Below are 24719 nucleotides of genomic sequence, written 5' to 3' on the forward strand. Positions count from 1 at the left end.
TATCAAAAATCATTGACAACGTTTCAAAAAAGATTTAAACTATATGCAATCAGTAACTTGAGTGAGGCAATAGAAAGGAAGTGGACTCATGGTGACTATAACGATTAGCGTCATTATTATTATTCTCATAGTCCTAAGTAAGTCTGTTTTTCTTTCAAGACTCATATGATGAGTCACTCACCAACAGATCACTTTTGTCGTATGTACAAGGGCGTAAGAGAACGAAAGAAAAGCAGCCATGAGAAAATGTGCTGCTTTTTTGATTAAATAGGAGGAAGTCTTATGAATAGCAAGGAAGTCGAGATGGCAGCCGCGAGGTTGCAGGGGAATATCCATAACGTTAAGGTCACAAGCTCGAAAACTTTTTCGGCGATGAGCGGCTGTGATTTATTTCTAAAATGTGAAAATCGTCAGAAGACAGGCTCCTTTAAGGTTCGCGGAGCATTTAATAAATTGGCGAAATTGAAAGAAGTGGGAAAAACCAACGAGGTCATAGCGAGCTCAGCTGGAAACCATGCACAGGGGGTCAGTTATGCGTCCAGTAAGCTAGGTATGCATGCAACGATCGTTATGCCCAAAAGCACACCGATTGCGAAGGTGTTGGCAACCAAAGGGTATGGTGCTGATGTCGTGCTCGCTGGTGATAATTATGATGAATGTTATGAAGAGGCCTTGCGTTTACAAAAAGAAAAAAAGGCAACCTTTATTCATCCTTTCGATGATGAGGATGTGATCGCTGGACAAGGGACAATTGCTTATGAAATCTGTCATGATTTACCTAATGTCGATATGATCGTTGTTCCTGCGGGAGGAGGCGGATTACTTGCCGGTATTAGCTATTATGCAAAACAAATCAATCCGCGCATCAAAATTGTCGGGGTACAGGCGGAAGGCGCTGATGCAATCGTTCAATCGTTTCAGCAAAAGAAGCATTGCTCAACAAAACGTGTCAATACGATTGCGGATGGAATTGCTGTTATGAACCCCGGTGAAAAAACAGTAAAGCTCATACAGGAAAATGTCGATGAAATGGTGAGTGTCAGTGATGATGAGATTGCCGCAACGATACTGCTTTTGTTAGAACGCGAAAAGTTGGTAGTAGAACCGGCCGGAGCGAGTTCTTTAGCAGCGGTGCTGAATCATAAGATGGATGTTACCGCAAAACGTGTCGTTTGTGTGTTGTCCGGAGGTAATATTGATGTTTCCTTTATTCATAAGGTCGTAGAAAAAGGCCTTGTAACACGAGGTCGTAATATAAAGTTTAAAACATTAATGTTAGATGTACCGGGAAGTCTGGAACATTTTGCTCACATCGTCAAAGAGGCAAATGCCAATATCATTGAGGTTCAATATGATCGCATTCAAGCGGATTTGAATTTGAATGAAACAATTATCCATGTGGCCGTTGAGGTTTCCAGTAAAGAACATGGGGATGCGTTAATCAAAGCATTAAAACAGAAAGGTTATGAAATTACAATGGAATAATAATAATAATTGATGATAACCCGTTTTTAAGGTGTTATTAAGGATAAAGATGGTAAGGGAAAGTTGTGAGGAGGTTTACACACATGAAGATGAATGGTTCGCAAATACTGATACAAGCCTTAATTGATCAAGGAGTGGATACCATATTTGGATATCCAGGAGGTTCCGTTTTAAATATTTATGATGCCTTATATGAGCGAAGTGATGATATACATCATATTGTTACATCACATGAACAAGGTGCTGCGCATGCCGCCGATGGTTATGCCAGAAGTACCGGGAAAACCGGTGTGTGCTTGGCAACCAGTGGCCCGGGTGCTACGAATTTAGTTACGGGAATTGCGACAGCTTATATGGATAGTATTCCTGTTGTTGCCATTACAGGTAATGTGCCGAATGATTTATTAGGGAGAGATTCCTTTCAAGAAGTGAATATTGCTGGAATCACGATGCCAATCACAAAGCATAATTTTATCGTACAAAATGTTGAAGATCTGGCATATGTCGTAAGAAAAGCATTTGTAATTGCCAATTCAGGAAGAAAAGGACCGGTCTTGATTGATATTCCAAAAGATGTCACAGCGGCGCTTACTGAATATGTAAAACTGCCAAGATTTCGGATTCGTAAGCTGCCAAAGGTTGATGATGCAAAATTTGAAGAAGCATTGGAAGCGATTCGGCAGGCTAAGCGGCCAATGATCTATGCCGGCGGTGGTGTGATCAGCTCAAATGCAACAAGAGAGCTATTGAAATTTTCTAAACACATGGATATACCAGTATGCTGTTCCATGATGGGATTATCCTCCGTACCTTATGATTATGATTTATACTTAGGCATGATTGGTATGCATGGAACCCCTGTTTCTAATTATGCAACTTTGAATACCGATTTGATCATTGCCATCGGTGCGCGTTTTTCTGATCGTGTAGCAGGCAATCGTAAAGAATTCGGTAAGGATGCCAAAATTATTCATTTTGATATCGATGCTTCGGAAATTTCTAAGAATGTCGCAACCGATATTTCGATCGTTGGCGATGCTCGCTATATATTGAAAAAAATGATTGCCCGTATGCCGGAAACAAAGCATAAAGAGTGGACAGATACTTTAAAAGCTTTTAAAGATAAGAAAGACTTACCAAAACCTAGAGGTGATGATAAAGTAGATCCACGCGATTTAGCTTTGACCTTACACAATATTGTCGGAGAAGATGCCATCATAGCGACAGATGTTGGTCAACATCAAATGATCATGGCGCAATATTATCAATTTTCACGTCCGCGTAGTTTTATTAGCTCTTGTGGTTTAGGAACCATGGGCTATGGTATGGGCGCAGCTATTGGCGCAAAGGTCGCAAATCCACATCGTCCGGTTATATTGGTAAGTGGAGATGGCAGTTTCCATATGAATATGAATGAGATGGCAACAGCTGTCAGTGAACAGTTGCCAATTGTTATTCTGATTTTTAATAACACCGTACTTGGTATGGTACGACAATGGCAAACCTTATTTTATGACCATCGCTATTCAAATACAAGCATTGAACGTAAGACAGATTATGTCAAGCTTGCAGAAGCATTTGGCGGGAAAGGGTTACGTATTAAAACACATCAGGATATTGAACCGGTTATGAAAGAAGCATTGAGCAGTAAAGTGCCATGCATCGTCGATTGTTGGATCGATAAAGATGATTGTGTATATCCGATCATTCCACCGGGAAAAAGTGGTAAGGATATCATCTTATATGGAAACTAGGAGGTGGACAGAATGGAGAGAAGAGTAATCTCATTACTTGTGGAAAATCACTTCGGTGTGCTGACCAGAGTGACCAATCTATTTGGACAACGAGGCTTTAATATTGATACTTTATCGGTTGGTGAAACGGAAAATCCTAAGTTTTCGCGTATTACGATTACAACACGCGGAGATGAGGGAATCATCAATCAAATCAAATTGCAACTGGCCAAATTAGAGGATGTTAAAAAAGTTGAAGAGATACCAGAGGATCTACTGTTTATCCGTGAAGTTGTATTGATCAAGGTTGAGGTAAATAAAGATCAAAAGGATAACTTCTTAAAAGCAGTAAAAGATTTTGGAGGACGCTGTCAGTTGATCGAAAAGGGATGTTGTGTCGTGGAATTGACAGATACACCGGCAAGCATTGATTATTTCATTGAAGAATTACAAGATTATAAGATTGTGGAAATCAGCCGCACCGGTGGTGTGGCGATGGAATTATCCAGAAACGATTAGTCTTTTCAAGCATCTTTTGATGCTATAAGATAGAATTACCAGAACAGGAGGAAAAAGATATGGTAAAGGTGTATTATGATGCAGATTGTAATTTGGATTTATTGAAAGGAAAAACGGTTGCTATTATTGGATATGGCAGTCAGGGACATGCGCATGCGCAAAACTTGAAGGATAGTGGTGTCAAGGTCGTTGTAGGTTTGCGACCAGGCTCTAAGAGTCGTGCCAAAGCAGAAGAAGCTGGCTTAACAGTTATGGATACCGCAGATGCCGCAAAAGCAGGCGATGTTGTAATGATCTTGGCTCCGGATCAGAATCAGCCGGATATTTATGAAAAGGATATTAAACCAAACTTGGAAGAAGGCAATATGTTGATGTTTGCCCATGGTTTTGCAATTCATTTTAATCAGATCGTCGCACCGGAAGGAGTCGATGTTACCATGTGTGCCCCAAAAGGTCCGGGACATACCGTTCGCAGTCAGTATTTAGAAGGAAGAGGGGTACCTTCTTTGATTGCCATCCATCAGGATGCAACCGGTAAAGCACGTGAATATGCATTGGCTTATGCAAGTGGAATCGGTGCTGGTCGTGCCGGCATCATAGAAACTACCTTTAAAGAAGAAACAGAAACTGATTTATTCGGTGAACAAGCTGTCTTATGTGGTGGTGTCTGTGAATTGATGCAGGCTGGTTTTGATACGTTGGTTGAAGCCGGTTATGAACCGGAAATGGCATATTTTGAATGTATCCATGAAATGAAACTGATTGTTGATTTGATTAATAGCGGTGGTTTTGCAATGATGCGTTATTCAATTTCTGATACTGCGGAATATGGTGATTATGTAACTGGTAAACGTTTGATTACCGAAGATACAAGAAAAGAAATGAAGAAAGTATTAGCTGAGATTCAGGATGGAACCTTTGCTGGTAATTGGATTACCGAAAATAAATCCGCAGGCCGTGCCCATTTCTTGGCAATGCGCCGTGTCCATGCACAGCATCCATCAGAAAAGGTTGGTGCACAGCTGCGTAAGATGATGAGCTGGTTAAAAAAATAAGAAGAGCAGGTGAAGAAGGATGAGTAGAGCAAGTGATCGAGTTTTAAAGGGAGATGCCTGCGCGCCGCAGCGCTCCCTCTTCTATGCTTTGGGATTAACCGAAGAAGAATTAAATCGTCCCTTGATCGGTGTTGTCAGTGCGTATAGTGAAATTGTTCCGGGGCATTTGCATTTGGATAAGATTAGCGAGGCCGTGAAAGCCGGTATTCGCATGGCAGGTGGTACGCCGATCATGGTGCCTAGTATTGGTGTATGTGATGGTATTGCCATGGGGCATATTGGAATGAAGTATTCCTTAGCATCTCGTGAATTGATTGCGGATAGTGTAGAAACCATGGCCAATGCGCATGGGTTTGATGGTTTGGTACTTATACCGAATTGCGATAAGATCGTTCCTGGTATGTTGATGGGCGCTTTGCGTGTGAATCTGCCAGCTGTAGTCATGAGTGGAGGAGCGATGCTGCCTGGTAATGATAAAGGCAAAGATATGAGTTTATCGACCATGTTTGAAGCGGTAGGAGCGAAAAAAGCAGGACTGATTGATCAAGAAGAATTGACGTATATTGAACAAAATGCTTGTCCAGGATGTGGATCTTGTTCCGGTATGTTTACAGCGAATTCGATGAACTGTCTATGTGAAGTGTTGGGAATTGCCTTGCCTGGCAATGGCACCATACCAGCTGTTTATTCGGCTCGCATGCAGTTAGCTAAAAAAGCCGGTATGGCTATCATGGATATGGTAGAAAAAGATATCAAGCCTAGAGATATCATAAATGAGCAGGCCTTACGCAATGGATTGGCTTGTGATATGGCATTAGGTTGCTCCTCAAATACGGTGCTGCATCTTTTGGCAATTGCAAAAGAAGCACATGTGGATATTGATCTGGATGTAATCAATGAGGTATCACAAAAAACTCCAAATCTGTGTAAATTAGCACCTGCCGGACCGGATCATATCGTAGATTTGTATCGTGCCGGTGGCGTACAGGCAGTTATGAAAGAATTGCAGAAGAAACAATTGATTGATGATTCTTTAATGACCGTAACCGGCAAGACAATCAAAGAAAATTTAGCTAAGGCTGTCAATTTAGATCATAAGATCATCAAGGATATTGATACACCTAATTCACCTACCGGTGGCATTGCCGTATTATTTGGTAACATAGCACCAAAAGGCTGTGTGGTAAAGCGCAGCGCTGTGGATCCTAGTATGTTGGTGCATACAGGCCGTGCCCGTGTCTTTGATAGTGAAGAAGATGCTATTGATGCTATTTATCAGGGAAAAATTGTCAAAGGCGATGTTGTCGTTATCCGCTATGAAGGACCAAAAGGTGGACCGGGCATGCGAGAGATGCTGAATCCAACAAGTGCATTGGCTGGTATGAAACTGGATAAAGAAGTCGCTTTGATTACGGATGGAAGATTCTCTGGGGCAACTCGTGGGGCAGCTATCGGACATGTATCACCGGAAGCCGCAGCGCATGGCCCGATTGCCATCATTCAAGAGGGAGATACCATCAGCATCGATATCAATGCCGGTAAGATCAATCTGATGATTGATGAAGCAGAAATGCAAAAACGGATGGATGCTTGGGTGAAACCAGAAGCGAAAATCAAAGAAGGCTGGCTGTATCGCTATGCACGTCTTGTAACTTCGGCGGATGAAGGTGCTGTTTTAAAATAAGAAAATAAGAAGCAGACAGTATAATTGAGACTGTTTGCTTTTTCTCTGGCATGATGAAAGAGGTTGTTGCATATAGTAAGAAAGTGGATGAAACATATGTAAAAATTGATTGTAAAAAATTTCAAAAAAAGATATATTTTGTAACATAAATGCGGTATAATAAAAGACATGAAAGTGAGTTGATAGTATGGCAGTTAAGGATTTGATCCTTCCATCACATTATGAAAATAAATTAGATGTCATCTCAACAGAGGTTGCCATTAAATATGTAAAAGATTTATTTGAACGTAGATTGGCTCATCATTTGAATCTTATGCGCATTTCGGCGCCGCTGTATGTAAGAAAAAGTAGTGGATTAAACGATAATTTAAATGGTGTTGAGCGTCCAGTAGGCTTTGATATTAAAGAGATTGATGAAGATGAAATGGAGATTGTCCATTCACTTGCTAAATGGAAGCGAATGGCATTAAAACGTTATCATATCGGCTATGGAAAAGGTATTTATACGGATATGAATGCCATCCGTCGTGATGAAGATTTGGATAATCTGCACTCCACGTATGTTGATCAGTGGGATTGGGAAAAAATTATTGATCGTCATGATCGTAATCTTGATTTCCTAAAAATGACAGTGCATAATATTATGAAGGCGCTTAAAGAAACAGAGAAAGAATTGGATATCATCTTTGAAAATTTAGAACCGTTTATACGCGAGGATGTGTATTTTATTACCGCACAAGAACTCGAAGATCGCTATCCGGATATGACACCTAAAGAAAGAGAATATACGATTACAAAGGAACATAAAACAGTATGTATCATGCAAATTGGCGATATTTTATCCAGTGGGCAGAAACATGACGGACGTGCACCGGATTATGATGACTGGTCATTAAATGGAGATATTCTTATTTACTATCCTATTTTGGATTGTGCTGTCGAAATTAGCAGTATGGGCATTCGTGTAGATGCTAAGGCACTACAAGAACAGCTGAAAAAAGCTGATTGTGAAGAACGTTTAACTTTGCCTTATCATCAAATGTTGTTACATGATGAATTGCCGCTTACAATAGGTGGAGGGATTGGGCAATCAAGAATATGTTTGATTCTTTTAAATAAAGCACATATCGGTGAGGTGCAGGTATCACAGTGGAGCGATGATATGATTGCCGAATGTGAACGACATCATATATATTTATTATAGTGATAAGTATCAATATTTGAGAGGCATATTATTGCATATGATAGTAACTATCATTGCTATTTTAATTCATAGTATGATGGTTTAAAAAGTGCTTACGTAAATAAAGGTTGGAACAATAGCACTATGTGTTTTGGTAAAGATAAAGCTAGTGAAAAAAAGTGAAGAGGACACATGATCGTATCCTGTTCACTTTTTTGATGTGTTCTTAAGTAGGATAGCATTCTTACTAGCATATTCATTTTGTTGTTTTACACTGTATGATTTTTTATGCCTAAATGGTAAAAGAGTTCATGAGTTGCATAAAGTAAGATATTATCACTTATGCATAGCATGCTCTAATCAACAGCATGTATTTTAGCTGACAATGCCGTGAAAAAGCTATTTTCTTTTGTTTTCTCTGTGTTCATCTAGCAATCGTTGAATGACGGCTGCATCTGGATCGATATAAATGGTCTTATAGGTCGTTAAGGATACAAAGCTTCCTTTATTGCCAGGAATCTTTTTTAATTGTCGTTGTTGGCAGTAATTGATTGGAACACTGGAGGAATAGCGCCCGTTAGAATACCAGGCAGCTAACATGGCCGCAGTCCGTAAAGCAGCTTCATTTGGCTGTTCTAAAGTAAGGATGACATGAGCACCATGCAAATCTTTTGCGTGCAACCATGTATCTTTTTTTCGTGCGAGTTTCCATGTGACATAGTCATTCTGCAAATTGTTTTTACCTACATATATGCGATAATCATCAAATAGAAACGTTTCATAATGAGGAAGCTCTTGCTTTTTCTTTTTCCGGATACGACTTTTCTGTGCACGTAAATACCCTTGTTTTACCAATTCTTCCCGTATCTCAATGGCATCTTGAACACCAGCTTGCGATAATTGCGTTTCCATAGCCTCAAAATATGCAATCTCTTTCTCACACAAAGCGATTTGTTCCTTTAAAATACTCTGTGCTCGTTTGCTTTTATGATATTTCTGATACCAACGATTGGCATTACCTTTTATATCAAAACGCATATCGATAGGAATCGCAATCTCTTCTCCTGTTTCAAAAGAGGGCAGCGTAATTATCGGTTGTTTCTCAATTTCATGCATATAAGCAAATAATAAATCCCCATATTCTCGATATTTATCACAATCCATAGATTCAGCTAAAGATTGCTTAAGTTTTGGGAGCTTTGAGGTGTTTTTATGCAACTCGCGTTTGACACTGCGATATAAATCTTGACTTTGTTGTTTGATGCGCACTTTTTCTTCTTTTTCATAAAACAGAATATCCATGCCATGCATTAAAGGATATTGACGATACGTATCTGTTAGATGTGTAAGTGGAATACAATGAAAATAAACCTGATCTTTAACATCGCTAATATATAAAGTGTTGGAATCGTGAATCTTCTTTAAAATATCGTCGAATGCCTCACCTTTGTGCATGCGGTATTGTACCTCTTTAGACAAGAGTGGGGAAAAGCCATGAAACTGTTTGCTGAAAGATTCTTCGGCATCAAATGGTCCGTGATGATATGGGTCTTGTTTGTTACTGTGTGGCTCTGGCAAGGTAAATACTGCACCGGGTAAAATGGTACGTTTACTGTTTTCAAACGGCGGGATACGTTTTAAGGCATCAACGATGCGTCCATCTTCATCTACCAAAATGATATTGGCATATTTGCCCATTAATTCAATATATAAGTGCTTTTTATGAATATCACCTAATTCGTTGCGTGCTTCCAACTCCATATGGAGGATACGGTCAAGACCAAGTTGTTCTATGGTATGGAGGATGCCGCCATCAATCTGTTTTCGCAACAACATTAAAAAGTTGCTGGGAACCTCCATTGTCGTATAGGATTCTTTTGTGAAATTTATACGATTATAAACGCTGTGCAAAGAGATTAACAGTTTTTGATTGCCTGTTTGGGTACGTAATGTAAATAATAATTCAGTATCACTTATTTGTTGCAATTTTAATAATTTAGCTGGTAAAGCTTGCGCTATTTCTATTCGTAACTGTCTTAATAATAATCCATCAATTGCCATGCTTATCACCTCGTGAGTAACATTATAGCATAAAAGCAGAAAATAGCGAAAACATGTTTGACAAGCGAAATCACTACTAGTAAAATAAGTATAAAGAATAGAGGGTGTGCAAATGAAAAAAGGTCTGTTAATTATTATCAGTGGTCCTAGTGGAGTAGGAAAGGGAACCGTGCGTAATTACTTTATGAATGATGCGTCATTGAAATTGGCATATTCCATTTCCATGACGACAAGATCACCAAGAGCTGGTGAACAGGATGGCGTTGATTACATATTCACTACGAAGGAAAAATTTGAAGAGGCAATCCAACATGGTGAACTTTTAGAATGGGCTGAATTTGTTGGCAATTATTATGGCACTCCCATGTCACAGGTAGAAAAACTGCGCAATGAAGGAAAAAATGTCCTTTTGGAAATCGAAGTGCAGGGGGCTACGCAAGTAAAAGAAAAATGTCCAGATGCTTTAACAATATTTATTATTCCACCGAGTATGGAAGAATTGGAAAATCGAATTCGCGGTCGTCGAAGTGAGCCAGAAGAGGTTGTACAGCAGCGTTTGGCGAAAGCTGGAAAAGAAATGAAGATGGTGAATAATTATAAATATATTGTTTGTAATGATGACCCTAAATTGGCTGCAGAATTAATCAGTTCGATCATTAGACGTCACATGGAAACGGATAATAAATAACTTTATACGCACATGGTTCATGTGCGTTTTATTAAACATTTGAGTATCCTACAAGAAGCGCATGGAGGGTATATATGCAGATAACGAAAGAGGAAATAAAACGTGTCGTTAGTAATGTACAAAATTATACTTTGGCAAAGAAATATCTGAAGGCTGCTGATATAGAAAGCATGGTCGTTTTATGTGATGCATCCGGACAATATCATGTGGACGCCCATATAAATCAGGATGTTTATAGTAATCATATTACCATTACCATAGATGAAAATTATCATGTGACGGCATATGAATGTAGTTGCCCTTTTTGTACGCAAGAAAGTGGCTGTGCTCACGTTGGTGAAGTGTTGATGATCATCTCTATTATGGAGCCATGTATGTTCCCTTATCATTTTCAAAGACAGAAATTCTTACTTCGTTATCAGGAATATCAGCAAACCAGAAATAATGAAGAAGAGCAAAAACAGCAAAATAGCCTATTACAGCGATATGAAGAACGTAAGGCAAGACGGTTGCGTGAATACGAGGAATATCGGCGTCAATTAGAACTTGAACAGCGTAAGCGTCTTATGGAGAAAGCGCATGAATGGCTGGATGAGCAGTGGCATAAGGATCAACAGTTTCCTATTCTGCAAGGACATCAGGATATCCATTTATATGTGCAGTTAGAGAATATAGATAGTGAATATGGAAGCCATTTAAGGGATTGCTATATTTCATTAAAAATTGGCAAAGGCCGTAAACGCATGTACATCGTTAAGAGAATACAGGAATTTCTGGAAGCTATCGCTCATGAAGAATATATCAGTTATGGAAAAGAGCTAGCTTTTACTCATACGATGGAGCAATTTGATGTAATATCACAAGAGCTTATTCAACTATTAAAGGAGAATATGTCCGATCATCTTTATTATTATTCAGGACGTGAAATGCGGATACAAGAAGAAAAACTGGATGCTTTTTATGACAAGATGCTGGATATACCAAGGGAGTATCGTGATTTTAATCTTGTGGAAGAAAAAGGAAAGATGTGCATTGAAATACTTCCTAAGGATGAGGATTATCAGATTGTTCTGTTAAGCCCCAAACGCAATATGATCTTGGGGAAAGAGCATGTGTATAAAATTAAGGAAAAGACGCTGATTCGTAAAACGATGAATCATTACAGCGTTTCTTTATTAAAACAACTACTAGAAGAAGATTTTTGGATTGGTAAAAACGATATTCGTCGTTTTCAAGGCCATATCATAAAACAGTGTAAAGGCTATCTTACGGTGAAGAATAAAGAATGTCTGCCTGTTTATATGGAAGAAGACTATATACAGCTATTTGCGGATATGGATGAGCAAGGATTAATTAGTATCCGCATCAAAGCACACATGCCTGATGGTACCATAGTGAATGGCTTTGATGATACGGTGAAGGAGCAACTCTTGCATGTACAGTTGGTATGTGAATGCGTACAGGCATATGCACAAACGATTGATTATGATGGACATGTTGCTTATCTAAGCCAACAGCAGGATACAACATTAGTCTTTCTACAGGAAGGCTTACCATACTTAAGCCGTTATTGTGATATCTTTGTATCCGATGCGTTAAAGAGCATCAATGAACCTATGGCCATGCATGTAAGTGTTGGCATTGGCATGTCAAATGATCTTTTACAGATTGATATTGCCAGTGTTGATGTTACAGCGGATGAGTTATATGATATTTTAAGGGCATATCGAAAGAGACGGAAATATTATCGTCTGATGGATGGACGCTTATTATCTTTAGAAGGAAAAGAGCTAGAAGAAACCAATGCTTTATTAGATGATTTAGCAATTGATTTAAAAGATATTAAAAAAGGCAGTGTACAAATGCCAGCATATCGCAGCTTTCATATGGAAGATGTTTTACAGCAAGATCATGATGTCGATATTACAGCGAAGCAAAGCTATGTAGATTATCTTTCACAATATCACAAAAAGGATATCAAGCTAGCGGACATTGCTTCTCGTTATGAACATGTGCTGCGTGATTATCAAAAAGAAGGTGTGAAATGGATGCAGACATTGCACCATTATCATTTCGGTGGTATTTTAGCAGATGATATGGGCTTAGGAAAAACTTTGCAGGTCATTGCTTTATTAGAAACAATGAAGCAAGAAGGACAGGTTTCCTTGATTGTTACTCCAAGCTCTTTGGTGTTAAATTGGGAAGATGAATTGCAGAAATTTCAGGCGGATTTGCGTGTACAATGCATTATGGGAAATGCCAAAGAGAGATGCATGCAAATAGCATCTTTCTCACAATATGATGTATTGATAACATCTTATGATTATTTAAAACGTGATATTACACAGTATGAAACCATTCATTTTTACTATCTTGTATTAGATGAAGCACAGTTCATTAAGAATCAAAAGACGAAAAATGCGGAATGTGTGAAACAGCTTAAAGCTGTGCATCGCTTGGCATTGAGTGGTACTCCGATTGAAAATACATTAGCTGAATTATGGAGCATTTTTGATTTTTTAATGCCGGGATATTTGTTTAATTATCATTATTTTCAAACACATTTCGAAAAGAATATTGTACAAAATCATGATGAGCAAACACAAATGAAACTGAAAAAGATGGTGGAACCGTTTATTTTAAGACGTACCAAAAGCAAGGTCTTAAAAGAGTTACCAGATAAAATTGAACATACGCTCATGATTCCATTTGAAGATACTGAAAAGAAACTATATTTGGCAAATTTATCTCAGGTCAATCAAGCATTAAGCAAACATCTGCAGATGGAACGTCCGGATAAATTTGCGATTCTTGCCATGTTAACGCGACTTCGTCAGATTTGTTGTGAACCGCGTATCCTATATGAGAACATCACTACTGCAAGTAGTAAATTACTATATTGTTTGGATTTGTTAGAAACTTTACGGGAAAATCATCAAAGAGTCTTGTTGTTTTCATCATTTACATCTGTATTAGATATCTTGGAAGAGGAACTTATCAAGCGTCGTTTTTCTTATTTGAAGCTGACAGGCAACAATACAAAACAACAGCGCCGCGATATGGTACAGCAGTTTCAAAATGGTTTGACAGATGTTTTCCTAATATCTTTAAAGGCCGGGGGAACCGGATTGAATTTGACAGCAGCAAGTGCTGTTATACATTTTGATCCATGGTGGAATGTGTCTGCGCAAAATCAAGCAACTGATCGTGCGTATCGCATCGGTCAGAATCAGAATGTACAGGTTTACAAGCTGATTATGAAAGATAGTATTGAAGAAAAAATACAAACATTGCAGAAGATGAAGAAAGATTTATCAGATCATTTTGTAGAAGAAAATGAAGGCAGTATTTATCATATGTCTTATGATGAAATTGTTTCCCTTTTTGATATGGAATAAGCCATTCCAAATAAGAAACATGCTCGTATCCTGTAGAGCAGAAAGGACATTTTGTTTATGAAAAAAACCATGGAAAGATTATCGAATTTTGAAATTTTAAGAATCATCAGCATGTTGTTGATCATATGTCATCATTTTGCGTTGTATAGTGGTTTTCGGTATCCTTCATCCACGATAACAATGAATAGCGTCTTCATTCAATTTTTATCATATGGGGGTCAGCTTGGCGTTAACTTATTCGTATTGATCAGTGGTTATTTTTTGGTAAAGAATGAATTCAAAGTAAAAAAAGCGGTGAAGCTGTGGATGGATATTTCTATATATGCGATTATCATCATGCTTATATTTGCTATTGCCGGTACCGATTTCAACTTCTTTGAAGTCGTAAAGAATATCTTTCCGATACCTTATAACATGTGGTGGTTTGCGACATCTTATTTCATGATGTATTTGCTATCCGGATATATCAATAAACTAATTTATGCTTTATCTAAAAGGGAATTGGATCATCTCATCTTATTGTTAATCGTCATATGTTCGATTCTGCCTACGTTTATGGCAGCACGTATGACATCTACCCTTATGTGGTTTTTTCTGTTATATATCATCGCTGCCCGAATACGTTTATATGCATTGACAAATAAAGTTTTTGATCACAGTTTAATGATTGGGGCAATAGGATATGTTTTCTGTTTAGGATCTTGTGTACTATTTGATATCATTGGTACAAAAATTGCTATTTTTAGTGATTATGCTACTTATTTTGCAAGAATAGATTCCATTACGATGTTGTTTTGTTCAATCTTCTTATTTATAGGATTCAAAAATTTAAATATTAAGCATTCTAAGATGATAAATACGATTGCCGCAACAACCTTCGGTGTTTATTTACTTCATGAAAATGAATATATTCGACCATTCTTATGGAAAACGGTATTTCATAGTGCGGAACATGCGAACGATAGTCGTTTAATTTTATATGCGATAGGGGCAATCCTAGCTACGTTTGCGCTATGTTCTTTCATTAGTTATATATATAATAAAACAATCGGGCGATGGATAAATGCCCTATTAACCAAAGCAAAATAGGTAATCATAAATTTAAGCATCCATTTGAAAAAAGTCTTATACATAAGCTCAAAAAAAATCCCCGCACTGCCAACTAGCGAAGGGCAAGTGTAGGGGATTTTTTAGAATAGGTGATTAAACGATACCTTGTTCAATCATAGAATCCGCAACTTTAATGAAACCAGCAATATTTGCGCCAACCATAAAATTATCAGGAGCGTCATATTCTTTTGCTGTTTCACTCACTGTCTTATAAATGTTTTCCATAATATCTTTTAATCTAGCATCCACTTCTTCTGCTGTCCAAGAAAGGCGCAAAGAATTCTGTGACATTTCTAATGCAGAAGTGGCAACACCACCGGCATTGCTTGCTTTACCTGGAGCAAACAGGATGTGATTTTGCATCAGTACATCAATCGCATCTGGCGTTGTTGGCATATTAGCACCTTCGCATACGGCGATAACACCATTTTTGATTAATGTTTCAGCATCTTCTTTGTTTAATTCATTTTGCGTAGCACATGGGAGTGCGATGTCGCAAGGGGTATTCCAAATACGACCATCCTTATGGAAAACAGAACCTTTCACGCTTTTTGCATATTCAGAAATGCGTCCGCGGCGAACTTCTTTGATTTCTTTCATAACATCTAAATTGATGCCGTTTTCATCAATGATGTAGCCACTGGAGTCACTCATAGCGATGACCTTGGCACCTAGCATCGTTGCTTTTTCCGCTGCATAAATAGCTACATTTCCACTACCGCTGATAACAACTTTTTTTCCTTTAAAGGAGTTACCTTTATCTTGCAGCATAGCTTCTGTAAAATAGCAAAGGCCATAACCGGTAGCCTCTGTTCTTACTAAAGAACCGCCCCATTTCAAACCTTTACCGGTCAAGACTCCGCAAAACTCATTGCGGATGCGTTTATATTGTCCAAACATATATCCAATTTCACGTGCTCCAACACCAATATCGCCAGCTGGAACATCTGTGTTAGGACCGATATATTTGCATAATTCAGTCATGAAACTTTGACAAAAGCGCATAACTTCAGCATCACTTTTTCCTTTTGGATCAAAATCACTTCCGCCTTTGCCTCCGCCGATAGGCAGTCCAGTCAAAGAATTTTTGAAAATTTGTTCAAATCCTAAGAATTTGATGATTGATATATTTACGCTTGGATGAAAACGAAGACCACCTTTGTATGGTCCGATAGCGGAGTTAAACTCAATGCGATAACCGCGATTCACTTGTAGTTTTCCCTGATCGTCTACCCAAGGCACACGGAAGATGATTTGACGTTCTGGCTCAACGATGCGCTCAAATACACCTTTTTCTATATATTCCGGATGTTTCTCTGCAACCTTTTCCAGAGAAAGTAATACTTCGTCAACAGCCTGAATGAATTCCACATCATTTGGGTTGCGTTTGATGACAGCTTCTTTAATGTAATCTAATTTAGCCATAGTATTCCTCCTTTTAGCCTGCCTATATTATATACGCAAAAAGAAAAAATGAAAATAAAAAATTTAATTTTTTCATATTTTTGAAAATATATTCATTTCTTATGAAAAATAGAACCATATAATTTCGTGTTATTCCGACGCATTTTGAAACCTGCATCGCTTACGATGATAGCGGTGATAAGATGAAAGCAAGTGAAATGCGGGAAGGGCAGCGTGCTATAATTCAGCATATTGAAATGTCAAAGACAGATAAAAAACGTTTATTCTATTTAGGCATCTATGAAGGAGGCGTCCTTACGATGCTGCAAAAAGCGCCCATGAAGGATCCTATATTATATTTTGCACAAGGCAATCAATTGATTCTAAGAAAAAAAGATGCTCAAAACATTCAGGTGGAGGTGATTTGATGAAACAGTATCAAGTGGCCTTTGTAGGCAATCCAAACGTTGGGAAAAGTGCCTGGATCAATGCGTTAAGTAATGCGCATTTCCAAGTGGGGAATTGGCCAGGTGTTACCGTTGAAAAGAAAGAAGCCATCGTCACATGGGGAGATGCTCAATATCATTTTATTGATCTTCCCGGCTGTTACAGTTTAGAAACAATAGGGAATGAAGAACGTATAACCACACAGTTCCTAAAAGAAGCACACGTAGATATCATCGTAAATGTGCTTGATGCAACCAACCTGTCTAGAAATTTATTACTCACTTTGTCATTGCGTGAATTGCAGCTGCCCATGCTTTTATTGTTTAATTTTATGGATGAAGTAGAAAAACAACATATTCACATCGATATGAATGCATTACAGCGACGCCTTCAAATACCAATATTGCCTTACAGTGCTTTAGATAAAAAACATTATGGAGAAGTAAAAAAGGCAATCATCCAAATGACGAAACAAAAGGTCTGTTATTATCCATTGTTAGAAAAACAAGAATTACAGGCATACATACAGTTGTTTGAGCGTATCGAAAAGGCAGTTCCTAAAGATAGCGTTTATGAAGAAGATGAATTGCATCGACTTTGTATGCGTTTTATCCATAAGGATGCTGCAACATGGCGGCAATTAAAAAACTGGGGGATACAAGAGATAGAATTACAAGCGTTTGCACAAAGGTTGGATGATAAAACGATGCAGCAACACCGCTATGAGATCATTCATTCCTTTATGAAGTATGTAAAACAAGATGAACATCAACGCTATGCAATATCACGGCGCATTGATCGTATGATTTTGCATCCATATCTTGGTATGCCAATCTTTTTGGCTATTTTTACAATAGTATTGTTATTTGTTTTTCAAGCCAGTGCCCCATGGACGACTTTTATTGATTATCTGATTCATGACATTTTATACAAATATCTGGCAGTTGGAATAAGTTTTTTACCAATAGCAGTGCAAAAACTGCTTCTGGATGGTATTCTTGCCGGTGTTGGCGGAGTACTGGTTTTTCTTCCTTTAATGGCTTTTCTCTACATGGTCTTATCGATCCTAGAGGAAAGCGGTTATATGTCACGCATTGCTTTTCTATTAGATCGAGCTATGCGAAGTTTTCATTTAAGTGGGAAAAGCTTTGTGTCCTTATTGTTAGGCTTTGGTTGTAATGTACCGGCAATCTATTCTACCCGCACCTTAGATAATGAAAAACAGAAAAAAATGTGTGCTTTATTAATCCCTTTTATGTCATGTGGAGCGCGTTTACCTATTTATGTTTTATTCGCTGCGGCATTCTTTCCCCACAAAGCCGGATTGATGATTGTTACCATGTATGCATTAGGTGTCTTTTTGGCCCTTATCTTAGCCTTTGTCTATTCACGATTTATGGCGTTTAAAGAAGATGCTATCTTTATTTTAGAGCTGCCTCCTTACCGTCTTCCTAAACTACGCATGGTCTTTGCCAAAGTAGTCTTGGAAGTAAAAGGTTATATCAAAAAAGCCACTGGGATAGTTTTATGGGCCATGGTTATTTTATGGGGTCTATCTTATTTCCCTAATGGACAGGTATCAACTAGTTATTTAGCAACTATATCGCAGAAGGTAGCGCCTCTTTTTGAGCCATTAGGCTTTGGCAATCGTTGGGAATGTGTGGCAGCATTGCCTGGAGGTATCATTGCGAAAGAAACAATTGTCGGCTACTTTGAAACGCTTTCCCATCCATTGAAAGAGGAACAAACACAACAATCCTTACAGCCGCTGGAAGATATGGCGGCAATTGGTAAACATGCCCAAACGGCATTAACGGATAGTATTTTTGCCTTCATCCGACCACAAATTCGTCTGAAGCCGGATAACGATGCCCAGGTATCTATGATACAATCCTTATGGTCAGATGAACATGCGAATCTTAGAGCTTTTTGTTTTATGGTTTACGTCTTATTAAGCATTCCTTGTATTATGACCTTGCAAGCGATGTTTCATGAATATGGATGGAAACTGATGAGCATATCGATTGGCAGTATGTTATTAATACCATATCTAGTTTCCTTACTTATCTTTCAGATCTTTTCTTTATTTTAATACTAATACAAAGGAAAGCTGTGCAGGAGTATAAGAAATCAGGAATTTCCTGATTTTTTCTTATTTGATGAAGGATGATTGTTATTCACAGTAATTGTCCTTCCTTATGATGTATAAAACCGTAAAACAAATAGCAATTCCTTGATTTTTGTTTCCTATTTTGAAAAAAAAGACTATAATGATAAAGAATAAATTTTTTAAAGGAGAATCTTTCTTATGGCAAGAGTTAGTGAAACTTTTTTGAATTCGTATCAAGCAATGCAGATGGACAAGCTTCAAAAACCAATCATTTTTGTTGTGGATATGATTAATGGATTTGTAAAAGAAGGCGCATTACATGATGAAGCAATTCATGATATCACTGCGAATATCCAACATTTGCTTCAAGATAAAGCGTGTCGGTGTATCTTTATCGCAGATGCCCATCCGCCAAAGACAAGAGAATTTAATGCTTATCCAAGCCATTGTGTCATTGGTACAAGTGAAAGTGAAATCATTGAGGAATTACAACCTCATGTAGATGAAGTAATGCATAAAAACAGCACAAATACCTTTACATGTCCAGACTTTCAAGCATTTTTGGAAAAACGTATTCAGAATTATCAGGATATTGTCATCACCGGTTGTTGTACCGATATTTGTATCCTACAATTTGCGCTGTGTTTGAATGCCTGGTTAAATGAACATAATTATGATGATATGCGTATTATTATTCCTATTGATTGTATTGATACTTTTCATATCGAAAATGTTCATGAGTGTGTTACGCATAATGAATATAGTATCCGCAATATGGAGAGTAATGGAATCTTAATGGTTTCAAGGATAGAAAGAGGGTAAGCTGTATGAAAAGTCTAGATTATAAGTTTGATTTTCGAGATGAACGTAACTTGAGTTTGGTCATGGATTTTTATGAATTGACAATGAGCCAATGCTATTTTAATTCAGAAGCGCGTGAGCGTATCGTAACCTTTGATTTGTTTTATCGTAAGAATCCGGATAACGGTGGATATGCTGTATTTGCCGGCTTAGAAGAAATCATCGGCTATATTCAAAATCTTCATTTTGAAGATGAAGATATTGCCTATTTGCGTTCCTTACATAAATTTTCAGATGCCTTTTTAGATTATTTGCGTCATTTTATCTTTACGGGTGATATTTATGCCATCAAAGAAGGAACACCAGTCTTCCCCTATGAACCATTAATTCGTGTAAGAGCAAAAATTATTGAAGCACAGCTGTTGGAAACAGCAATGCTTTTATGTGTGAATCATCAAACCTTAATTGCGACAAAAGCACGAAGAATTGTCAAAGCTGCAAAGGGAAGAGCAATCATGGAATTTGGTGCACGCCGTGCCCATAATTTTGATGCAGCCAATTATGGAGCAAGAGCTGCTTATATCGGTGGTGTAGCAGGTACGGCAACAACATATGCCGGTCAAAAATTTGGTATGCCTGTCTTAGGTACAATGGCACATTCTTTTGTTCAATCTTTTGATAATGAATATGATGCATTCTTAGCTTATGCAAAAACATATCCGGATAGCTGTACCGTTTTGCTAGATACCTATGATACTTTAAAAAGCGGTCTGCCGAATGCGATTCGCGTCGCTAAGGAATATTTGGAACCTAATGGCTATCGTATGCAGGGTGTGCGCATTGATTCTGGAGATATGGCATATTTGTCTAAGAAGATTCGTAAAGCTTTGGATGCGGCGGGAATGGAAGACTGCAACATCGTTGTGTCCAATTCATTGGATGAGTATTTGATACAATCCTTGATTTCGCAAGGGGCCCAAATCAATAGTATGGGTGTTGGCGAAAATCTTGTGTGCAGTAAATCCACGCCAGTGTTCGGCGGTGTTTATAAAATGAGTGCGGTTTATGAAGATGAGAAAATGATTCCTAAAATCAAAGTCAGTGAAAATGTCGAAAAAGTAACGAATCCGGCATTTAAGGATTTATACCGGATATATGATAAAGAGACGATGAAAGCTATTGGTGATATCATGACGGTTCATGGAGAAGTGCTTGATCCTAATCAGGATTTGACTATTTATCATCAGATGAACAGTTGGAAAAATAAAACGATTCCAGCTGGAACCTATATCATAAAAGATTTATTAGAGCCAATTTTCATAAATGGTGAGCTTGTATATGATGTGCCGGAATTATCCGCAATACGTGATTACAGCGAAGCAGAATTCTCACATATGTGGGATGAAATTCTGCGCTTTGAATATCCACAGACATACTATGTGGATCTGTCGAAAAAGCTCTTAGATCTAAAACTTAAAATGTTGGAGGATGTTAAGCATGTCAATGCCAATAAATAAACGCGAACGTTTTTTGAAACGTCTGCTTTATGGTTGTGCTGCTGTTTATATCATCACGTTGTTTCTTGCCCTTTATCATAATTTTATGGTCAAAGATTATAATGCGCTAGGCATGGGGTTTGTAGCAATGCTGACACCGTTGATCGTTCCTGTCCTATTTAAGGTGTTGCATTTTCAACCGGTATATGAGATCTATATCATATCGACTGTTTTCACCTATTTTGCGTCATTGATCGGCAGCAGTTTCCATTGGTATTCTTTGACAGGATTTGATAAGGTTCTGCATTTTTCCAGTGGTTGGATGTTTACAACAGTAGCCGTTATTCTGTTTTTCTTCATTCGGAAAAGTAATACCTTTCCTGAAAAAAAAGATTTCACTTTATTTTTAGTGTTTATTAATGCTGTGAATATCGCGATTGGAGAAATATGGGAGTTTTATGAATATGCGATGTTGATCTTCTTTGACAACGATTGCATCAATCATTATACACAAGGTGTACATGATACGATTACCGATGTTATGTGCGCTACCGTTGGCGGTATCTTATTAACCTTATTGATTGTTAGGTATTATAAGAGTGGGAAAAGTAATTTCTTTACGAATGTGTATGAGAAATTCTATGAACGTAATATCAAACCAAGAATGAAGGCGTAAAGCCTTTTTTTTCTTCATTAAGCGATATGCATCTACGGCTTGGATGTTGCAAATATTTTTGGTTATTTTCTTGTTTTTTTGGTTATATTCATGAAATTCATAGGATTATTGCTATGAAACACTTGCGTCTGTATATGTTTCGCGTTACTATGAATGTAGGGAAATGAGAGAATAGTTATGAAATTAAAAAAGATAATTGTAGTATTGCTAGCATGTATGTTAGGAATGGCAATGGGAGAACAACCGTTTTTCCAAATGAAAGCGAAGGAAAATGGAAATATCTCGTTTGCTGAACAAGAATTGCAAAAGACTTCGCAGACGAATCCAATAAACAAAGAGGCATCGAAAGGTTATCAACTAGCAAGACCAGCCAGCAAGGTCAAAGCGTTAAAAAGTGTCAGTGCTTCTACAGACAGTAAGACTTATACACTGACAGCAAATATTCATGCAGTATTACAGGGGGATACTCTGACAATCAGTGGAACTGGTGAAATTCCTGATTATGATAAGAGTACGGCACCATGGGGCGATTATGATTATGATATTAAGAAGGTCATTATAAATAAAGGGATTACCAGTATTGGACAGCAAGCATTTCGCTATCTATATGCATTAGAAAGCGTAAGTCTGCCAGCAGGGCTTACGAGCATTAAAGATTCCGCCTTTTACAGATGTCGCCGATTACAAAAAGTAAGCGGTGGAGAATCTTTAAAAAGCATTGGTGAAGGAGCTTTTGTGTTATGTAGCGATCTTACTTCTTTTACCTTTCCAGAAGGACTGACAACAATCGAGTCTTTCGCTTTTCAGGATACAGCATTAAGCACTGTTACATTGCCTGCATCATTGAAAACCTGTAAAGAACTAGCATTTATGCGAAGTGTATCAACATTTAATGTAGCTGCAGGAAATCCAGTGTATAGTAGTAAAGATGGAGTGTTGTATAACAAAGATAAGACAGAATTAGTTGCTTATCCAGCAAATAAAACATCAGCTTCTTTTACGATACCATCCAGTGTGACAACAATAGCATCTTATGCCTTTAGTGATGTTGAAGAATTACAAGCTATATACATCCCTTCATCAGTTAAAACAATGAAGGATTGGGTATTTGTACGCTCAGGCATTACTTCTTTGACGTTACCATCCTCTTTGAAAGAGTTAGGTTATGGTGTTGCGGAAGATTGCCAAAATCTGACTACAGCAACGATTCATGCTTCTTTGGATACTTTACCTTATCTTTCATTTTCAGAATGCAAAAAATTAAACAGTGTAGTGTTTGATGGGAAAATAACGACCATTTTTGCAAGAGCTTTCTATCGTTGTGATAGTTTAAGCAATATTGTATTCCCTAATAGTCTTAAACAAATTAATGTGTATGCCTTCTATGGTTGTAAAAAATTAACTTCTTTAAAATTCCCAAGTTCATTGGAATATATTGAAGCAGGAGCCTTTGAAGCAGCCGGTGTGGATTTAGCGAAAGTGGTACCATCTACTTTATCTAAGATGAGCGATGGTAGTTATATTCAAATAGAAAATTTAAAAATTAAAGGAACTTCCATGTACACGGAAGCGAAAAAAGTGCTTGATCTAGTTAATAAGGAACGTCGGGCAAATGGCAGAGCTGATTTGATTATGGATGAAACATTGTTTGAAGCAGCCCAGCAAAGAGCAGCTGAGCTTGCCGTATATTATAGTCATACGCGTCCTTCCGGTTTAAGCTGTTATAGTGTTTCATCATTGATCGATGGTGAAAATATAGCAGCGGCTCAATCTAATGCAAACAGTGTAATGAATGATTGGAATCATTCACTTGGGCATCATTCTAATATCATAAATGGAAGTTTTCAGTCCATCGGTATTGGATGCTTTTATCATGATGGAGTACATTATTGGGTGCAAGTTTTCTCAAGAAGTAAAGGTACCAACAAAACGACATACGCATCTGACGCTTTAAAAACTTATCAGATACAGGCAAAATACAATTCTCAGAACTATTCTATCAGCAGCACGAGTAAAACAATAAAACCAAATGCTTCAACTACCTTAAGTGTATACGGTCAAAACAATGGATGGAGTTTAGTAAGATATGAAGTAGAACAAAGTGTAATTCAATGGTCCAGTGGTGATAGCTCAATTGCAAACATCCGTAATGGCGTAGTTACTGGTGTTAAAGGAGGCAGTACAAAAGTATATGCACTTTGCCCAAATGGGAAGAAACTTACTGTGAATATCACCGTACAGCCCAATACTTATAAAATCACATACTATCTAAATGGCGGTACACAACAGGGAAATCCTTCTACTTATAATAATACTAGCAATACCATAACCTTAAAAAATCCCACACGAAAAGGCTATACGTTTAAGGGATGGTACAGTGATAGTAAGTATAAATACAGAGTAACGTCTATCAAGAAAGGCAGTACCGGAAATAAAACACTGTATGCAAAATGGAGCAAAAACACCTATAAACTTAGCTATCAACTGAATGGTGGGAAAAATGGTAAGAATCCATCCTCTTATACGGTAACCAGCAATACGATTACCTTAAAAAGTCCTACACGAAAAGGCTATACGTTTAAAGGATGGTACAGTGACAGTAAATATAAATACAAGGTAACATCCATTAAGAAAGGCAGTACCGGAAATAAGACACTGTATGCGAAATGGAGCAAAAACACCTATAAGCTTAGCTATCAGCTGAATGGTGGGAAAAATGGTAAGAATCCTTCCTCTTATACGGCAACTAGCAATACGATTACCTTAAAAAGTCCAACACGAAAAGGCTATACGTTTAAGGGATGGTACAGTGATAGTAAATATAAATACAAGGTAACATCCATTAAGAAAGGCAGTACCGGAAATAAGA

Annotated in this window: 17 protein-coding genes; 15 read left to right on the forward strand and 2 right to left on the reverse strand. The window is 37.8% G+C overall.

Annotation, left to right across the window (positions count from 1 at the left end; all coding sequences use genetic code 11):
* Positions 1-282 precede the first annotated feature (282 nt).
* The 6 genes from ilvA to asnA all read left to right on the forward strand — a co-directional run bounded on the left by ilvA (position 283) and on the right by asnA (position 7680).
* Positions 283-1485, forward strand: a complete 1203-nt coding sequence (gene ilvA / locus AC1VS3_RS05925) for a threonine ammonia-lyase (protein ID WP_119983587.1) — start codon at positions 283-285, stop codon at positions 1483-1485.
* An 83-nt stretch (positions 1486-1568) separates the two neighbouring features.
* The gene (gene ilvB / locus AC1VS3_RS05930) at positions 1569-3239 is read left to right on the forward strand and encodes a biosynthetic-type acetolactate synthase large subunit (protein WP_119983586.1); all 1671 of its coding nucleotides are present in this window, start codon (positions 1569-1571) and stop codon (positions 3237-3239) included.
* Between the two features lie 12 nt (positions 3240-3251).
* Complete coding sequence (gene ilvN, locus AC1VS3_RS05935) at positions 3252-3737, forward strand: acetolactate synthase small subunit (protein ID WP_008687854.1); 486 nt, start codon at positions 3252-3254, stop codon at positions 3735-3737.
* Positions 3738-3796: 59 nt separating this feature from the next.
* Positions 3797-4792 (forward strand): ketol-acid reductoisomerase, encoded by a 996-nt coding sequence (gene ilvC / locus AC1VS3_RS05940; protein ID WP_008687856.1) that lies wholly within the window; start codon positions 3797-3799, stop codon positions 4790-4792.
* A 19-nt stretch (positions 4793-4811) separates the two neighbouring features.
* Positions 4812-6476 carry a dihydroxy-acid dehydratase gene (ilvD, locus tag AC1VS3_RS05945; RefSeq protein ID WP_119983585.1) on the forward strand — a complete coding sequence of 555 codons (1665 nt, stop codon included), beginning with the start codon at positions 4812-4814 and terminating at the stop codon, positions 6474-6476.
* 187 nt (positions 6477-6663) lie between these two features.
* Positions 6664-7680: an aspartate--ammonia ligase gene (gene asnA / locus AC1VS3_RS05950; RefSeq protein WP_119983584.1), complete on the forward strand. Its 1017-nt coding sequence runs from the start codon at positions 6664-6666 to the stop codon at positions 7678-7680.
* A gap of 378 nt (positions 7681-8058) precedes the next feature.
* Here the strand turns inward: asnA and AC1VS3_RS05955 are convergent, their stop codons facing one another.
* Complete coding sequence (locus AC1VS3_RS05955; RefSeq protein ID WP_008687867.1) at positions 8059-9720, reverse strand: Rqc2 family fibronectin-binding protein; 1662 nt, start codon at positions 9718-9720, stop codon at positions 8059-8061.
* 112 nt (positions 9721-9832) lie between these two features.
* Between AC1VS3_RS05955 and gmk the strand changes: the two genes are divergently transcribed.
* The 3 genes from gmk to AC1VS3_RS05970 all read left to right on the forward strand — a co-directional run bounded on the left by gmk (position 9833) and on the right by AC1VS3_RS05970 (position 14895).
* Positions 9833-10408 carry a guanylate kinase gene (gmk, locus tag AC1VS3_RS05960; RefSeq protein WP_008687868.1) on the forward strand — a complete coding sequence of 192 codons (576 nt, stop codon included), beginning with the start codon at positions 9833-9835 and terminating at the stop codon, positions 10406-10408.
* A 74-nt stretch (positions 10409-10482) separates the two neighbouring features.
* Positions 10483-13806: a DEAD/DEAH box helicase gene (locus AC1VS3_RS05965; RefSeq protein WP_008687870.1), complete on the forward strand. Its 3324-nt coding sequence runs from the start codon at positions 10483-10485 to the stop codon at positions 13804-13806.
* Positions 13807-13863: 57 nt separating this feature from the next.
* Positions 13864-14895: an acyltransferase family protein gene (locus tag AC1VS3_RS05970; RefSeq protein ID WP_008687872.1), complete on the forward strand. Its 1032-nt coding sequence runs from the start codon at positions 13864-13866 to the stop codon at positions 14893-14895.
* 114 nt (positions 14896-15009) lie between these two features.
* On the opposite strand, the gene gdhA is transcribed toward AC1VS3_RS05970, so the two are convergent.
* Positions 15010-16341 (reverse strand): NADP-specific glutamate dehydrogenase, encoded by a 1332-nt coding sequence (gene gdhA, locus AC1VS3_RS05975; protein ID WP_008687874.1) that lies wholly within the window; start codon positions 16339-16341, stop codon positions 15010-15012.
* 182 nt (positions 16342-16523) lie between these two features.
* On the opposite strand from gdhA, the gene AC1VS3_RS05980 reads away from it, so the two are divergent.
* From AC1VS3_RS05980 to AC1VS3_RS06005, 6 genes are all read left to right on the forward strand, one after another.
* The gene (locus tag AC1VS3_RS05980; protein WP_008687876.1) at positions 16524-16748 is read left to right on the forward strand and encodes a FeoA family protein; all 225 of its coding nucleotides are present in this window, start codon (positions 16524-16526) and stop codon (positions 16746-16748) included.
* Entirely contained in the window at positions 16748-18859 is a 2112-nt protein-coding gene (feoB, locus tag AC1VS3_RS05985) for a ferrous iron transport protein B (RefSeq protein WP_008687879.1), read from the forward strand. Before AC1VS3_RS05980 ends, feoB begins: the two co-directional genes overlap by 1 nt.
* A gap of 216 nt (positions 18860-19075) precedes the next feature.
* Positions 19076-19699, forward strand: coding sequence for a cysteine hydrolase family protein (locus tag AC1VS3_RS05990; RefSeq protein ID WP_008687881.1), 624 nt, complete (start codon positions 19076-19078; stop codon positions 19697-19699).
* A gap of 5 nt (positions 19700-19704) precedes the next feature.
* The gene (locus AC1VS3_RS05995; RefSeq protein ID WP_008687882.1) at positions 19705-21195 is read left to right on the forward strand and encodes a nicotinate phosphoribosyltransferase; all 1491 of its coding nucleotides are present in this window, start codon (positions 19705-19707) and stop codon (positions 21193-21195) included.
* Complete coding sequence (locus AC1VS3_RS06000; RefSeq protein WP_008687883.1) at positions 21176-21850, forward strand: DUF2238 domain-containing protein; 675 nt, start codon at positions 21176-21178, stop codon at positions 21848-21850. Before AC1VS3_RS05995 ends, AC1VS3_RS06000 begins: the two co-directional genes overlap by 20 nt.
* Positions 21851-22027: 177 nt before the next feature.
* A partial coding sequence (locus tag AC1VS3_RS06005; protein ID WP_227160605.1) for a leucine-rich repeat protein occupies positions 22028-24719 on the forward strand: 2692 nt, incomplete at its 3' end.

Source organism: Longicatena sp. (assembly GCF_982403165.1).

What these genes read in the sequence shown, in the direction of transcription:
- ilvA (WP_119983587.1), top strand. Translation starts at nt 283, where the DNA reads ATGAATAGCAAGGAAGTCGAGATGGCAGCCGCGAGGTTGCAGGGGAAT.
- ilvB (WP_119983586.1), top strand. Translation starts at nt 1,569, where the DNA reads ATGAAGATGAATGGTTCGCAAATACTGATACAAGCCTTAATTGATCAA.
- ilvN (WP_008687854.1), top strand. Translation starts at nt 3,252, where the DNA reads ATGGAGAGAAGAGTAATCTCATTACTTGTGGAAAATCACTTCGGTGTG.
- ilvC (WP_008687856.1), top strand. Translation starts at nt 3,797, where the DNA reads ATGGTAAAGGTGTATTATGATGCAGATTGTAATTTGGATTTATTGAAA.
- ilvD (WP_119983585.1), top strand. Translation starts at nt 4,812, where the DNA reads ATGAGTAGAGCAAGTGATCGAGTTTTAAAGGGAGATGCCTGCGCGCCG.
- asnA (WP_119983584.1), top strand. Translation starts at nt 6,664, where the DNA reads ATGGCAGTTAAGGATTTGATCCTTCCATCACATTATGAAAATAAATTA.
- AC1VS3_RS05955 (WP_008687867.1), bottom strand. Translation starts at nt 9,720, where the DNA reads ATGGCAATTGATGGATTATTATTAAGACAGTTACGAATAGAAATAGCG.
- gmk (WP_008687868.1), top strand. Translation starts at nt 9,833, where the DNA reads ATGAAAAAAGGTCTGTTAATTATTATCAGTGGTCCTAGTGGAGTAGGA.
- AC1VS3_RS05965 (WP_008687870.1), top strand. Translation starts at nt 10,483, where the DNA reads ATGCAGATAACGAAAGAGGAAATAAAACGTGTCGTTAGTAATGTACAA.
- AC1VS3_RS05970 (WP_008687872.1), top strand. Translation starts at nt 13,864, where the DNA reads ATGAAAAAAACCATGGAAAGATTATCGAATTTTGAAATTTTAAGAATC.
- gdhA (WP_008687874.1), bottom strand. Translation starts at nt 16,341, where the DNA reads ATGGCTAAATTAGATTACATTAAAGAAGCTGTCATCAAACGCAACCCA.
- AC1VS3_RS05980 (WP_008687876.1), top strand. Translation starts at nt 16,524, where the DNA reads ATGAAAGCAAGTGAAATGCGGGAAGGGCAGCGTGCTATAATTCAGCAT.
- feoB (WP_008687879.1), top strand. Translation starts at nt 16,748, where the DNA reads ATGAAACAGTATCAAGTGGCCTTTGTAGGCAATCCAAACGTTGGGAAA.
- AC1VS3_RS05990 (WP_008687881.1), top strand. Translation starts at nt 19,076, where the DNA reads ATGGCAAGAGTTAGTGAAACTTTTTTGAATTCGTATCAAGCAATGCAG.
- AC1VS3_RS05995 (WP_008687882.1), top strand. Translation starts at nt 19,705, where the DNA reads ATGAAAAGTCTAGATTATAAGTTTGATTTTCGAGATGAACGTAACTTG.
- AC1VS3_RS06000 (WP_008687883.1), top strand. Translation starts at nt 21,176, where the DNA reads ATGTCAATGCCAATAAATAAACGCGAACGTTTTTTGAAACGTCTGCTT.